The 14,344-nt window shown below is 58.9% G+C and carries 11 protein-coding genes and 2 pseudogenes; 9 read left to right on the top strand and 4 right to left on the bottom strand.

What is annotated here, in order from left to right:
* Positions 1 to 704: 704 nt before the first annotated feature.
* The 3 genes and pseudogenes from AYM40_RS43835 to AYM40_RS25350 all read left to right on the top strand — a co-directional run.
* Positions 705 to 899 carry a hypothetical protein gene (locus AYM40_RS43835; RefSeq protein WP_420488508.1) on the top strand — a complete coding sequence of 65 codons (195 nt, stop codon included), beginning with the start codon at positions 705 to 707 and terminating at the stop codon, positions 897 to 899.
* A gap of 429 nt (positions 900 to 1,328) precedes the next feature.
* Positions 1,329 to 1,691 carry a helix-turn-helix domain-containing protein gene (locus AYM40_RS25345; protein ID WP_063498945.1) on the top strand — a complete coding sequence of 121 codons (363 nt, stop codon included), beginning with the start codon at positions 1,329 to 1,331 and terminating at the stop codon, positions 1,689 to 1,691.
* A 1,011-nt stretch (positions 1,692 to 2,702) separates the two neighbouring features.
* Positions 2,703 to 4,010 (top strand): annotated as a pseudogene (locus AYM40_RS25350) (methylmalonyl-CoA mutase family protein); the annotation flags it as partial.
* A gap of 64 nt (positions 4,011 to 4,074) precedes the next feature.
* Here the strand turns inward: AYM40_RS25350 and AYM40_RS39020 are convergent.
* From AYM40_RS39020 to AYM40_RS25375, 4 genes and pseudogenes are all read right to left on the bottom strand, one after another.
* Positions 4,075 to 4,614 (bottom strand): annotated as a pseudogene (locus tag AYM40_RS39020) (IS5 family transposase); the annotation flags it as partial.
* A gap of 87 nt (positions 4,615 to 4,701) precedes the next feature.
* Positions 4,702 to 5,936 (bottom strand): IS3 family transposase gene (locus tag AYM40_RS25360; protein WP_236721080.1). Its coding sequence is split into 2 segments (ribosomal slippage): positions 4,702 to 5,582 and positions 5,582 to 5,936, totalling 1,236 coding nucleotides; the frame shifts between segments, so codons are not numbered across the junction.
* 73 nt (positions 5,937 to 6,009) lie between these two features.
* Complete coding sequence (locus tag AYM40_RS25370) at positions 6,010 to 6,765, bottom strand: hypothetical protein (protein WP_148662296.1); 756 nt, start codon at positions 6,763 to 6,765, stop codon at positions 6,010 to 6,012.
* Positions 6,762 to 7,697 carry a GlxA family transcriptional regulator gene (locus tag AYM40_RS25375; protein WP_335341235.1) on the bottom strand — a complete coding sequence of 312 codons (936 nt, stop codon included), beginning with the start codon at positions 7,695 to 7,697 and terminating at the stop codon, positions 6,762 to 6,764. Before AYM40_RS25375 ends, AYM40_RS25370 begins: the two co-directional genes overlap by 4 nt.
* Positions 7,698 to 7,997: 300 nt before the next feature.
* Between AYM40_RS25375 and AYM40_RS25380 the strand changes: the two genes are divergently transcribed.
* The 6 genes from AYM40_RS25380 (at position 7,998) to AYM40_RS25405 (ending at position 14,280) form a co-directional block, all read left to right on the top strand.
* Complete coding sequence (locus AYM40_RS25380; RefSeq protein WP_063500687.1) at positions 7,998 to 8,801, top strand: SIR2 family NAD-dependent protein deacylase; 804 nt, start codon at positions 7,998 to 8,000, stop codon at positions 8,799 to 8,801.
* A 180-nt stretch (positions 8,802 to 8,981) separates the two neighbouring features.
* On the top strand, positions 8,982 to 9,911 hold the full coding sequence (locus tag AYM40_RS25385) for a hypothetical protein (RefSeq protein ID WP_063498952.1): 930 nt from the start codon (positions 8,982 to 8,984) through the stop codon (positions 9,909 to 9,911).
* A gap of 95 nt (positions 9,912 to 10,006) precedes the next feature.
* Complete coding sequence (locus AYM40_RS25390; protein ID WP_063498953.1) at positions 10,007 to 11,026, top strand: helix-turn-helix transcriptional regulator; 1,020 nt, start codon at positions 10,007 to 10,009, stop codon at positions 11,024 to 11,026.
* 51 nt (positions 11,027 to 11,077) lie between these two features.
* Complete coding sequence (locus AYM40_RS25395; protein WP_063498954.1) at positions 11,078 to 12,709, top strand: nuclease-related domain-containing DEAD/DEAH box helicase; 1,632 nt, start codon at positions 11,078 to 11,080, stop codon at positions 12,707 to 12,709.
* Positions 12,710 to 12,836: 127 nt separating this feature from the next.
* Positions 12,837 to 13,115 (top strand): H-NS family nucleoid-associated regulatory protein, encoded by a 279-nt coding sequence (locus AYM40_RS43290; protein WP_082855294.1) that lies wholly within the window; start codon positions 12,837 to 12,839, stop codon positions 13,113 to 13,115.
* A gap of 79 nt (positions 13,116 to 13,194) precedes the next feature.
* Complete coding sequence (locus AYM40_RS25405) at positions 13,195 to 14,280, top strand: dynamin family protein (RefSeq protein ID WP_201788179.1); 1,086 nt, start codon at positions 13,195 to 13,197, stop codon at positions 14,278 to 14,280.
* Positions 14,281 to 14,344: the final 64 nt, after the last annotated feature.

Raw genomic sequence — 14,344 nt, forward strand, 5'->3', positions numbered from 1 at the left:
GATCAGTATCCGGTTTTGCATTGGCGGATTTTGACAATGCTGTTGGCGAATACCTAACGCCCAGATCATGAATCTTCATGCACATTCAAAAATCGCCAAAAAAATGTCCGAAATATTTGACTTAAAGAGTCTATAGTTATTTCGCGATTGATTGACAGATTGCAGGTAAAGCTGGCAATCACGCAAAGACGCAACGCTTTTTTGCGAATCGCAGCTAGCGCGTTTTAAACGCAATAAACCTTCCAGACAGGTTCGATTGTTTTTTTGGGTTTATCACCCAGGCGCCCTTACATCGCATGACCTCCTCGGCAATGTCCCCAGCCTTCAACTGGCTGGGGCATTGAACGGCAGGAGAGGCGCCATAGCAGTGCATGGGATAGCTGTGCGTCACTGAGGGCTCGAACCATTATCAAGTCGTTGAAAGTGAACAATGTTTCATGCATCGTTAGCCTGCGATGCCGAGTTGTGCATGTGTTATTGACTGTGGCTACTCAGCGCATATCCGTATGTGATTTTCCTGTTTATTTCTGAATTTTTTTGAGAGACCTGCTGGGAATTACTGTCAAAAACATCTCTTTGCGTGCCTGATTGCGCTGGGCGCGTCACTTTCCACAGCTCCGTGGGCACGGGCTCAAACCATACCAGCACTGGGTACGGTATCAAGCTTCGCAGTCCTGAGTGCGGCGCCTGGTGGTACGGGGGCGGTGACGTTCAGCAGCGCCACGTTGACGCTCGACGGACAGGGCAACCCGAACGCGGTCTGGATTTTCAAAGTCGGCACCGGTGGCAGCGGCGCCCTTACCGGTACCAACTTTTACACAGCTCCCGTTATCCAACCTGTAGACCGTCGGCCTTCCGCTCGCGTTCACGAAACGTACGAAATGCCTTACTTGCGCTGATCGGAGATCGCAGGGATGCCGTTGCCGATGCCAAGCTCACAGGTCGCCGAGCAGATTGGAGAACCGCATTCTGTTGTCGCATTCGGTCAACACGGTGGCTCAGTCGGCCAATCTCGTCCGCGATACGTGGCTGTCGATCTATGATCCCACTTGGCCCTCCGAGGGGAGGTCAGATAAGCCCTCGGATCCTCTCGGAGTTTTGAGCCTGCCGCCCAGCGCGAGCGGGCTCTTTTTTTGTGCGCCCAGCATGGGCGCACTCTTGTGGGTGCAAGTTCCACCGTAAGTTGATCACAGCGAGCGCAGCGCAACTGCGTGAGGGTGAACGGGCGTGGGGAGGAAGCGTGGAGGCTTTGTCGCGGTAAGGATCGAAGTGCGAGCGAGATCGATATGCGAAGTACTGCTTATATTGCGAGGTCGTAGGCCACGTTAGTGAAGCCGGCGAGGAAGGACAGAGAGGAGCTGCAGGCGCTGATCAGGCGCACGACGGCGGCACAGCGTGATGTGACGCGGGCGCGCATCGCGTTAATGGCCCATGAGGGCCACTCAGGCGCAGCGATCGCGCAGGAACTGGGCGTGTCCGTGCAAACGGTCGGCCAGTGGCGCCAGCGTGTTGCGCGGCAAGGTGCACGAGGTATCTGGGAGGGCGAGCGTAGCGGTCGGTCGGCTCGCATCACGCAGGAAGTGCGGCTGCAACTGATCGCGCTGGCCTGCGGGGTGCAGGACGCGCACGGTCGGGTTACCCCAGCTACCCACGATTGTCTGATTCCTATGACACTTTTCCGAAAGACATAGCCACCCGTCGTCTAATATTGCAATCGTACTGGCGCCACGTTTACTCAATCGTTTCCAGAACACGAGGTTAATTCGCGGCGGCGGGTAAAGCACAGCTCCAGCACTACTATCGTGAGCCGCAAGAGTTCGCCGACAAGTTTGAGAGGAACGCACCGGCTGGAAGCGAAACCGCCGTGGCAACATGGAAGGCGTTCACCAAGGCGATCAGTATGACTAATAACTCTGTAAAAGAAAGCTACGAAACAAGTGGCGGAGATTGCCAGGAGCAATATCAACGCGACGTCCGCCGCCCCGACCAAGCGGACTCGACCGGGAGGGTACGCAATGAAGCAGTTTAATGGAAATGTAGAGAGTATGAATCCGTACACGCAAAAACCATCGACGGCGCAATTGTCCATCTCGAGCGAGCCCTAAGCTCGGAATGGGCAGATACGTTATTCCCTAAAGCCTACTGGTACGGTCGATCTCTTCAGGTATATGCGACGCCCGGGCTTACGCAAGCCCAACAGGAACGACTGCAGCGATTGCTTGATCGCATCGCCGCCATCCAGGTTTGAATCGCACGCCGCGCGGGGGACTCTCGACGCATTCAGCCAGGAGCGAAGTTCGTGGCGACGCGCACTGGAGCCCGGTAACACGCGCCGCTATCGCATCGGCTGTCAGGATAATTGTCGGTCCCTTAGCCGGCTTCGCCGAACAATGACCGTGGTGACGGAGACGGGTATGAAAGGCGTGAATGCGCAGTCCCTACGTTTCCAGGTCGAGAAATGGTTCGCCCCAGGTCCAACGGTTCCGGTCCGCGTAATCGAATTCAGTCGCACTCGTTTGGGCCGCAGACGTTATGTCCGCGTACGCCTCGCGCCCCCCCAGCCGGACGGCGTGCGAACGCTATATTTTTTTCGGCACGATGACGGATGCTGGCATGTGTTTCCACCTCCGGGCGATGGGCCGCAGATCGATTCCTCCTGAGGCCTGTTGAGAATCAGCAGGTCCAGATAAAAGCGGCGGAGAGCGCAAAAGCAGGGGGTACCGTCTCGAAGATTATCCGGAACGATCCAGAACGACATTCTGAAGGAATACGTGGTCCGCAATACCTGGATCTTCGCGCCGGAGCCCTCGATGCGCATCGTCGCAGATGTCGCGTCCTGGCTTGCGCGGCACGCGCCACGATTCAATGCATTGTCGGTATCCGGATATCATTTTCAGGAGGTGGGGGCCGACGCAGTACTCAAACTTGCGCTGACATTGGCAAACGCGCGCGCGTATGTCGATGCGCTGAAAGTCCACGGCATGCATCCGGATGAAGCATGCTCGCGAATGAGCTTCTTTTTCGGTGTCGGCAGCGATTTCTATACCGAGATCGCGAAATTGCGAGCGGCCCGGTTGTTGTGGGCAGAGATGGCTGCTGCGTGCGGCGCCGAATCGGTCAAAGCGCGGGCGCTGCGAATGCACTGCCAGACCTCGGGCTGGTCGCTGACCGCCCAAGAACCCGAAAACAACATCGTGCGTGTGACCGCGCAGGCGATGGCGGCGGTTTTCGGAGGCACGCAATCGCTTCACACGAACGCATACGACGAGGCGCTTGCGCTGCCGTCAGCCGCCGCTGCGAGGCTTGCACGTAGCACCCAGCTGATTTTGCAGTATGAGACGGGGCTGCGCGACACCGCTGATCCGTGGGCTGGATCGTACATGATGGAATCGCTCACCAGTGACCTGGCGGCGCGCGTGCGTATCGAACTGGCGGAACTCGAGAAACGAGGCGGCGTTCTTGAAGCGATCGAATCCGGTTGGATCAAGCGCCGCGTCCAGGCCGCGGCGGCGGCGACTCAGGCAGACGTTGACGCAGCCCGCCAGGTTGTTGTCGGTGTCAACCGGTTTGTGGCGGACGACCGGACCGGCGGGCATCAAGCTCGTGAGGTCGATGCGAAGCTCGGGCAGGATGGTCATGACCGAGGGGCCGCTGTCGTCGCATCCGCGCTCGAGGATGCGGGATTCGACGTCGCGCTGGCGCCCTTGTTTCAACAGCCGACTACGATTGCAGATCATGCCGACGCAGGACGCGTCGATGTCATTGGCATCTCGTCGCCGTCAGGATCGCATCTCGAACTCGTCGGAGGTCTGCTCGAGGTACTGGCTTCGCGCGGGTTGTCGAGCAAAATCGTGCTTCGCGGAATCGTTCCCGACGCGCACGTGCCTGCTCTGACCAGAATGGGTGTTGCCGCGATATTCGGGCCCGGCACGCCGCTAGACGAGATTGTCCGATCGCTTTGCGCATGTGTCGAAGCCACGCGTGATGCTTGTCGCGCTCGAGTGCCCTGACAGGGGCGATCCGAGTCCGTGAATCCGTGTCCAGATAATGCACGGGGACCTCTTAAAGGCCAGTTCAAAAAGGCTGTGCAGTTCGGCTGAAGATGTTCCAGCAGACGAGTGAGCAGGCTAGTTTGAGGAATGCTTCGTGAATGTCAGATCGGCGTTCGAAGCGAATGCGAAGACGACGGAAGCCATAGAGTCACGAATGAGTCCGTTCGACTGACCCAACGGAATTTGCCGAGGCCGTAGCCGTGTTCGGTGCGGCGTTTGGCGATGACCGGTCTGACGCCGCGCTCGCGAAGCCGGCGGCGATGCGAGTCGGAATCGTAGCCGCGGTCGGCCTAGATGACCTTGGGCTTGCGAAGCGGTCGGCCGCGAGTGCCGCGAATCGGTGGGATAGCGTCGACCAGCGGCAGCAGTTGCGTGACATCGTTGCGGTTCGCGGCGGTCAGAATCGCGTCTACGAGGACGTGGTGTTTGGACCCTGGTCGTGCGCGATCGGTGGGGTTTGGCCCAGTTTTTGGCTCGCCCCAACGGTTCGTACGGACGATGAATCGACAGCCGCATATGAGAAATCGAGCTGGCCAGATTCGCGCAGCTTGTCAAGTAGCAGTCAGAGCCTTTCAGTGAGCGTGTGCACGTAAATCGATGGGGCAATGATCATGGACTTGCCCCTGCATGACCGGACATGCGGTCACGCTTAGGTTGGTGAATTTGCTCGCTGGCGAAACTCGCGTGGTGAGCGGTATTTCAGGGCGCTGTGCGGATGCGACTCGTTGTAGTGGTCAAACGCGATGGCCAGGTTCTGCAACGCCGTTCTCGCGTCCGGCTTGGGCATCCACGAGACGTAGTCTCTCTTCATCGTTTTGACGAAGCTCTCGGCCATCCCGTTGCTCTGCGGACTTCGGACCGGCGTCGTGATGGGTTTCAGGCCCACTTTTTTCGAGAACGTCAGCGTCTCCTCGGCAATGTAGCAGGAACCGTTGTCGCTGAGCCATTCGATTTCGTTGTCGGCCTTCAGCGCACCGTCGAAACGGTTTTCTACAGCCTGAAGCATGACATCACGCACCATGTCTCCGGTATAGCCTCCAGTGGTCGCAGCCCAGCTCATGGCCTCCCGGTCGCAGCAGTCCAGTGCAAAGATGACGCGCAGCGGTGAGCCGTCACCACAACGGAATTCGAAGCCGTCCGAGCACCAGCGCGCATTGCTCCGGTCCACCGCGACCCTGCCGTCGTGCCGGCGCGTGGATTGGGGATGTCGAGGGCGGCGCTCGAGCAGCTGGCCGTGGGTATGCATGACCCGATAAACCCGTTTTGCATTAACGCAAGGCTGCCCCTGTGCGTCCCGGTTTCGCCGTAGCAGGGCCCAGGCGCGCCGGTAGCCGTAAGTAGGCAAATCAGCAACCAGCCCCTGCAGCTCCGCAACGAGCGGCATGTCGTCACGGGCGGGCGTCTTGCGCTTGTCGACCCATTCAGCGTCGCGCTTTGATTTCACCGTGAGATTAGAGCGCGACACACCCAGGACTTCACAGACCGTCTTCATCGGTCGTCCCCCGGCAGCAATGGTGAGCGCGCAATCAATTTTTTTGCCCGGCCGTACTCCACTGCTTCGCGGAGGATTTCCACTTCCATCGTCTTCTTGCCCAGCAGTCGCTGGAGTTCACGAATCTGCTTCATCGCTTCGGCCAGGTCGGATGCCGGTACCACCTGCTCGCCGGCACTGACTGCTGACAGGCTTCCGTCCTGATAGAGCTTGCGCCAGGCGAACACCTGGTTTGCATTCACCTGACGACGACGGGTAACTCTGGATACGGTTGCGCCGGGCTCGAAGGTCTCGCGCACTATCGCAAGCTTCTCCTCGACGGAGCGCCGGCGGCGCTGTTCGGGCTGGGTCAAAACTTCAATGGGTTCCACGTTAGAGCTGGGCTTAAACATAGGCGTAAGACTACCTCAAAGTTTAAGCGTTACCTCGTGTCCGGTTTTCGCCGGGGCCGGCCCAATAATGCAACTAGCTGTCGGTGCCTATCCGCTGCCCAAAATCAAGTCCATAAAGACTGGGCTGTGCAAGCTTGATAGTCAAGTCACGGCACCCGTTAGAACGGCGCGCGGCGGCGCCACGCGAACCGCACCAGACTTTCTGGCACGCGCGATCATGCATTAGTTGCGGAATGGTGACTGCATGGGCTAGGGTATGAAGCGCAGTTTCGACCGGACGAGTACCGGCCATCGCCCAGAGTCCGGATCGGACGGCGGGCAAGCGGCGCACATCGCCGGAGAACAACGCGACTTCAACGCGCGCTGCATTTGCCGAAGCACGAATCGCCTCGTTGGCGCCCAGGCAGTTCCAGCAGAATGATCCCAATGCGTTCGACGAGGACTTGACCAGGTGGATGATCATGCCAGCACCTTCGCCGTCTCGCTGCTGGGCGATTTCCCATGCGAGCAATCCGCCGAGTGTTGGCAGACCCGGGATCCACATACTGACCTCGGATTCGACAAAACCCCACAACCGCAGGCCGATGCGTAACGTAGCGCTGTCCGTGCGCGTCGGCTGATTGCCATGACGTGCCGTAATTTCAAGTGCATTTGAATTGAGGTTTCGCATACTGTCGCTCTCCTTGCTTTTCAGTAGATTGATAGTGTGGCGGCCTACGGAGTCAAATCGTGTCTGATAGATCCACAATGTCTTGGCATGCCTACAAAAGCCGTCGATCGTCGTTGCGTTTTGAACCAGATCGATCGCTTTAGAGGGAAGCGCTGTCACGAGGCGCCCGATGGACGTTTGCTTGCACGGTATCCGGTGGGTGTGACCGCAAGGTGCTTGCGAAAAAGCTTCGCGAGTTGCCCACCGCTGCCCACGCCGCAACGACGGGCAATCTTGTCGACCGGCAGAGTCGTCTCGACAAGGAGTCGGCAACTCATATCAAGCCGGACATACGCCAGATAATCCGACGGCGTTACGCCCATTTCCATCTTGAAGCGTCGCAAAAAATTGCGCTCGCTCATGGCGGCGAGTTGCGCTGCTTCGTCAATGACAACCGGCTGACCGCAGTTTGCCTCGAGCCAGCGCGCCGAGTTCCGGATTTTTTCGCTGACGGCTCGCGAGCCGGTTCTACACAAGGCCGCTGTGAATGGCGTCGATGCGGGCGGCGCGATGCACTCGGCCGTTTTACGCGCGATCTCCGCGCCGAGATCATCCCGGATGAGACTCAACGCGGTCTGCAGTGGGCTCGATACATCAAGTGATGCTTTCAGATCGAGGCTTCCACGACGGCTGCCGTATGGCATGGACTCGTTGTCGCGTCCGCTATCGGGCGGATGTGCAAATCCGGCCGCTTCGAGCAGGAACCGACCCTCCGCGATAGGGAGCACCAATTCACTGCGGTAATACGTGCGGCGCAGCCACGTCAGCAACCGCTCATCGCGGGTCGCGTTATGTACCCCTTCTCCGCCTGCAATGAAGAGCGCATCGAAGTTGTCTGCCTGGCGGTGCGCCTCCACACTGTCAGTCCAGACAAACACGAGCGACGAACTAGCGATGCGGCCGCCAGCGGTTGATAACAGCCGTACGTCATAGCGCGTGGCGCCGTGCGGCGCGTTGCCAGCAACGGTATTCGCCGACTGAAATGCTTCGACGACAGACGCCGCCTCGGGGAGCGCAAAGCCGTTGAACAAGACAATGCCAATGTGTTTCACTGTATTTGTATCGAGCAGTTTCGTGTCCTCTCAAAGCAGAGTTATCTTGAACGCCGGCGTGGTTCGACGTCGGCACGGCTAGAAGATAGCGACGCTTTCGGACAACTGCTGTCCCATGCGTTTTTTGGCGAGAGGCCGCCGTATCGAGACCTTGATTGTCCCAATGACGCGCTAGCATGACGGCCTATGGTATGGGCGTTGGTATGGGCGTCGCGTTGATCGGAGCCCGGACGCGAATACCGGCTGGGACGGTATTCAACATCCAATGACGTGCAGGAAACCTCATTGCAGAAAGCGCGTATGCAGCAAGCGGTCGCGTGGCTACGCGAAGCAGATGGTCTGCTCGTCACGGCGGGGGCGGGGATGGGCGTCGACTCGGGCTTGCCGGATTTTCGCGGCAACGCGGGGTTGTGGCGTGCTTACCCGGCCCTTGCCGAGGCGAAGCGGGATTTTCAGTCCATTGCGAACCCACGCGCCTTCGAAGACGAGCAGGAGCTCGCATGGGGCTTCTACGGACACCGCCTCCAACTTTATCGCGAGACCGAACCGCACCCAGGCTTTGCGATTCTCAAACGTTGGGGCGAACGCGCGGAGCGCGGTGCGTTCGTCTTCACGACCAACGTGGATGGACACTTCCAACAGGCGGGTTTCGCAGAGGACCGGATCGAGGAGCATCACGGCTCGATTCATTATTTGCAGTGCACCGAACCTTGTTCGTCGCGTATTGATTCGGCGACGGACTTCGTGCCGCAGGTAGACGAACGCGCATGCCGCCACGCCGGTCCGTTGCCGCGGTGCAAGCACTGCGGCGCGGTGGCGAGGCCGAATATCCTGATGTTCTGGGACTCGGCGTGGCTGTCGTCCCGTGCTGACGCGCAGGCGGCGCGCCGTGCCCGGTGGCTTGCGTCAGTCAAGCGCCTCGTTGTTCTGGAGGTGGGCGCGGGCACGGCACTGCCTACGGTTCGGCGCTTCAGCGAGCGGCACGGCCCTCGCGTCATTCGCATCAATGCCCGCAAGCCTCTGATTGATCCTGCAATCGGGATCGGTTTGGAAGGGCGCGCGCTAGACGTATTGACGTTGATAGACGCGGCACTGTGCGCATAGCGAAAAGGATCAGCCGCTAGTTGATCGCACAACGCTTCGGGACATGCTGTGTTTCGAGGCTCTGCCTAAAGAAATCACCTCTGACGCCGATATAAGGCTGTCGCGGCGAAATGCAAGGACCGCAAGGACCGCAAGAGCCGCTCGCCAGGCGACTTATTTGATCAGAGAGGCGCCAACCAGATGAACCGTCAACAATTCCTAGACGACCCCGAGGTCGCAGAATTCGTCACGTGGCTCGCCGGCTTTGCAGGCCGCTTGCCGGTCGCGTTGGACATCGGCAGGTCGGGGCGCATGCCCCAGGGCGTTGTCAAGACCGTGCACGGCTTTGACGGCGTAATCGACACCTATGTCTGGCGCGCAGACTGGACCGATGATAGGGGATCGCCAGTGAAATCGCTGTGCTGGAATAGCACGGCGCGCAGCCTCAAACGTCTCGGAGAGACATTGAGGGCGGCGCTGGCAAGCGAGTCGGACGAGGCTGCGATGCGAGCGTGCCGCGCGATCTTTGAGTGGGGCGGCGAGCGCAATATTGGCGTCGGTGCGCGGCCATTCCTTGAGGCAAAACGCGCGAGCGGACAACTCGTCACCTATCTCAAGGCAGCGCGTGAGGCGTTTCGCCTGAGCAGCGGGCGTCTCGACCAACTCGGTGCGATCGAAAACGTCAACTCGATGCTGACCAAGGTGTATGCATTGGCATCGGATGATGGGCTGCCGATTTACGACTCGCGCGTGGCTGCCGCAATGGCCTCCCTCGTCGAACTATTCCGCATCAAAACTCGGCGTGCATGGCGGCAGGTTCCGGCTCGGCTTCTATTCCCGACAATGGACGCTTCAGCGCGCCGTAAATTGATCGGCCTGCATACCGGGGCGCTGATTTCCAAAGGCGCCTTGATGCACTACACCCAGCCCGACATGTCGACCCGTTGGGCATCGGCCAAGCTGCGGCTTGGCTGGATCGCGGAAGACATACTCAGACAGGCTCCGCAATTGTTGAGTGCACAACCACACTCGCGCCTCCATGCATTTGAAGCGTCGCTATTCATGATCGGCTATGACGTGCGATGCCTCGCCGGCAATCTGAACGGCACGCAAGCCATTGACGCCAAATAAGAAATCCAATCTTTGGTGCATCCGCTTAAGATTTGCCGCGCGTCGCCGTTAACCACGATGTAATGCAGCCTACAACTCAGCGAGCGTTCTCCCGCATGGATATTCTTGATAGCAAGATCATTAGCGTATTGCCTAATGCCGGGGCGAGCAATCAGTATCTCAGCACGCCGGCGGTCCACAAAAAGCTGGAGATCATTGAGTCTGATGCGCCGGTTATCAAAACGGTGCAACGGCGTCTGGAGAAGCTACAGCTCGAGGGAATCGTCGACATGGAGAAACGCGGCGCGGCTTGGTACTGGCGCAAAGGTTCCGGCGCGGGCGGCATGGCGGGGAAATCCGGCGCGATCATGACGCGAGAGGAAGCGCTGGCCCTGCATATGCTACGCGGCTTCACGTCGCGGCAGATCCCGACCCTCGTCGCGGAAGCGCTTGTCGACCTGTTCGAGGTCGCGGACAAGCGTCTCGAAGCGGCGGTGACGGAGGACGAGCGCCGTTACAGGCGATGGGCGGACAAGGTTGCCGTGGAAAACAGCGGGTTCGCGCTGCGTTACCCAGCGATCGATGCCGAGATCTTCGCCATCGTTTCCCAAGCGCTCTTTCACGAACGCAAGCTGGAAATCGTTTACCGCCCGCGCTCCAATGTGACGAATGACAAGTGCAAGGTCATCTTGCCGCTCGGCCTCGTCGAGGTGGGCGGCCTTGTCTACCTGATCGGCGGCACTGAAGGCCGTCCGAATCCGACGATGTACCGACTGGACCGTCTGGACAGCGCGAAGATGATGCTGGAGTCATTTTCGTATCCGCGCGCCTTCAAGCTGGACGACTATGTGAAGCAGCAGCGGCAGTTCGACTTCATGGTTGAAGGCGAAGTCACCCTCACGTTGCGGTTCCTGAATGACGCCGGCAATCACCTTCTGGAGACCCCGTTCGCTGCGGATCAGGAGGCCCAGCAGACCGGCGATGGACTCGAAGTGCAAGGCACCGCAGTGCTGAGCCAGCGCCTACGCTGGTGGTTGCGTTCGTTTGGGCCGTACGTTGAAGTGATCGGGCCGCAGAGCCTGCGTGCGGAGTTCGCGCAGGAAGCACGCGCGCTGGCTGAGCTCTACCCGCAGTAAGTCAATCCCGACGCGACGGTCGATCCGATTTTAAATTCGAGTGCCAGAGAAATGGCGAAGATCTTCCCGGCCGGCTGGAATCACATGGCCGTGACTGGCGCAGCCCTGCGAGAAATCGAGACGCTCGAGATGTTGCGGGCAGACTTGCCGGATCGTTACTCGGTGTATCACGGTGTACATTGGACGCGCCTGCGTAGCGGTTTCTCAATCTTCGGAGAGGTCGATTTCATTGTGGTGAGCCCCTCGGGCTGCTTGATGGTGATCGAGCAGAAATCCGGTTTTTTCGAAGAAACGCCGAACGGCCTCTTCAAGATCTACTCGAATCAGCGCAAGTCTGTGGGCGTTCAGATTGCGCGCACGGTTTCGAACCTGTACAGCCGCATGTCGACGGCGTTCGGGACAGGTAACTTCAAGATCGAAGAACTGCTGTATTGCCCGGACTACACAGTCAGGGACCCGTCGATTGCCGGCGTCAATCCGTCGCGCATCGTCGATGCGACACGGCGCTCGAACCTCGCCGCGATGATCGAACGTGTCCTGCCCGAGGACGAGATGCCGCTGCCGTGTGCAGGGAAGCTCCACGCATTTCTTGCCGACGAACTGTCTCTCCTGCCTGACGTGGCGGCGATGATTGACGAGTCGTCCAAGCTGACCACCCGCATTTCCGACGGACCCGCAACGTGGGCGCGGAATATCGAATTTGATCCGTTTCGCCTCCGTGTTACGGGTACAGCGGGGTCGGGCAAGACACAGCTGGCGGTTGGCGTGATGCAAGACGCCATGGCGGCGGCCAAGCGAACCCTGTATGTCTGCTACAACAGGCCCCTTGCGGAACATCTCAGGACGGTTGTGCCGTCGGGCGTTACGGTGATGAGCTACCACCAGCTATGCGTGTCCTTGCTGAAGCCACAGGGGATCAGTTTCGATTTCACCCAGCCCGACGCGTTTTCGAGGCTCGAAGCAGCGTTTGCGCATTGTGAGCTGCCGGGGCACGTCCAATACGACGTGTTAGTAGTCGATGAAGGGCAGGACTTCCAGCAGACGTGGGTAGAGGCACGCCAGCGGCAGCTCGGGTCCGGTGCGCGATGGTGGCGGCTTGAGGACCCGATGCAGAACCTGTACTCGCGCGCGCCGCTGACATTGACGGGCTGGGTTGAGGTGCGAATGTCGCTCAACTACCGGACACCGCGGGACATCTTGCGGACGCTGGAGCGGATCTCGGGCGGAAAGCTGAAGTCTGACGCGGCGAGTCCGTTCGACGATTCTGAAATCGGCGCATTCTCGTACGCGAATGCTACTGCGGCGCATGCCACTCAGGAGGCGGTGAGCGCTGCACGCGCGGCCGGCTTCCGGCTTAACGATATCGTCGTGCTCAGCTTCAAGGGCCGTGAGAAGTCTGCGTTGGCGTCGCTTGACAGGCTAGGTGAATATCGGCTGAGTAGCTTTACCGGCACGTATGACAGAGACGGGCAGCCTATCTATCGCGACGGCGACTTGCTGTTCGAGTCGGTTTACCGATTCAAAGAGCAGTGCGCACCTTGCATCATCCTCGCGGAGATAGATTTCGACACGCTGGATGAGGCAGTGTTGCGGCGTCTTTTCGTCGGTGCCACACGCGCCACGATGAAACTCGTGCTGGTGATGTCCGAACGTGCGGCCCGTGAGGTGACTGCCCGGATATGAGTTTGGCGTTTGGGACTCGAAATGTCCCGTCCAGCCATTATTCTCCGTTACAGACTAAAGAATTTTTAAAAGCGGTCGATATTGCGGCGTGAGTGGCATTTTTAATCTCCTATAAAGGCGGCACAAAATGGCAAATTACCTTGAACTCAAAGCGCAAGCCGAAGCTCTCGCTGCACAAGCTGAAGAAGCCCGACTCGAAGAACTGCAGGTTGTGCTCGATGAGGTTCGTGCGCGTGTGACGGAGTATGGACTTACCGTCGAGCAGGTGTTTGGCGCTGGGGCGTCTTCCAACGTGGTAGAAGAAGCTGCTGTCGCTGAACACCATTCACCAGATCCGGCACCGGCAGTCAAGACGTCGCTGAATCCCGCAGCGGCCTGGCCCTTTCCCAGCGGGAGCCGCCCCTAGTCTCACCCAGTATGCATCCGAAATTGATGCCGGCCAGACCGGTATGTCTACTCGCACTGTCTCGTGGCAACCATTAACGATGGGAGACGAAGGGGATCGCGAAGGCATCCGCGCGTTAGCGCATTGCCGGGACGGAGCTAGTGATGTCGATGGTGAAAATATGAAAAAATCCGCGCAGGAGAGAGCGCGTACGCCGGGGAAAAGAAGGACCACGTCCTCTACGAAGAATCTGTTCGAGGTATTGGTCGCTGCGCCCATGAGTGCTGGCAAGTCCTCGTTCATCAACGCCTTGATTGGCGATGAACTCCTGCACGTCGCCAATGAGGCTACGACCGCCTGTCTGACACGGGTCGAGCACAGAAAAGGGGTTCAGTCTTTCAGAGGGGTCTGCTATCTCGACTCGGGTGCGGTATTGGCCACGCAACGCGATGCTTCGGCCGAACTGCTTCGCGACTGGAATTCGGATGGCCGTGTCAAGCGCATTGAACTCAAGGGCAGCTTTAACGTTGCCCCGCGCCCCGCCTCAGGGCTCGTCGTTTATGACACGCCGGGGCCGAATAACAGTCAGGACGAACGGCATGGCCAATTAATGCGCGAGGCCGTGCAGCAGATTCCGTTCAAGGCGTTGTGTTACGTGCTGAACGCGGGTCAATTAGGCACGGTCGATGATCGTGCGTGTCTCGACCTGTTGCTTAACGGATTGGCAGACGATCCCACGCACGAGATCTACTTTGTTCTGAATAAAATCGACTTGCTTGATCCGGAAAACGGCGAGCATGTCGGGGATCACGTCGAGCGTGCGCACAAGTATCTGAGCGACGCCGGTTTCCACAATCCCATTGTCATTCCCACCATTGCTGACGCGGCACTCTACGCCAGGAAAGCGTTGAATCGATCGAGCATGACGCGTCTTCAGCGTTCGAAGCTGAATCGAACGCTGGATGAATTCAGCGACAGGAAACGCTCGCTGATCCACGTCTCAACCGCGCCCGACGCCGTGAAAAGGCGGCTGTTCAAAGAACTGGACAGCCTGGAGCAGCGCAGTGGCGCGCTTGCTTCCGACGAGAAACTCGCAGAAGAAAACGAACTGAAGCAACTGATCATCTACAGCGGACTCAGGACTGTAGAGATGCTCATTCAACGTCAACGCCGTTTGGCCGAATAAAAATGAATAGAATCGACATCATCCACAATCCGTTCATCGTCGATACCCAGTTTCTTGCCAATGG

It is taken from the genome of Paraburkholderia phytofirmans OLGA172 (assembly GCF_001634365.1).
Taxonomy (GTDB): domain Bacteria; phylum Pseudomonadota; class Gammaproteobacteria; order Burkholderiales; family Burkholderiaceae; genus Paraburkholderia.

Bases quoted from the DNA above. Each gene is read 5' to 3' on its own strand.
- AYM40_RS25380 (WP_063500687.1), top strand. From the start codon at position 7,998: ATGCAGCAAGCGGTCGCGTGGCTACGCGAAGCAGATGGTCTGCTCGTC.
- AYM40_RS25385 (WP_063498952.1), top strand. From the start codon at position 8,982: ATGAACCGTCAACAATTCCTAGACGACCCCGAGGTCGCAGAATTCGTC.
- AYM40_RS25390 (WP_063498953.1), top strand. From the start codon at position 10,007: ATGGATATTCTTGATAGCAAGATCATTAGCGTATTGCCTAATGCCGGG.
- AYM40_RS25395 (WP_063498954.1), top strand. From the start codon at position 11,078: ATGGCGAAGATCTTCCCGGCCGGCTGGAATCACATGGCCGTGACTGGC.
- AYM40_RS43290 (WP_082855294.1), top strand. From the start codon at position 12,837: ATGGCAAATTACCTTGAACTCAAAGCGCAAGCCGAAGCTCTCGCTGCA.
- AYM40_RS25405 (WP_201788179.1), top strand. From the start codon at position 13,195: ATGGGAGACGAAGGGGATCGCGAAGGCATCCGCGCGTTAGCGCATTGC.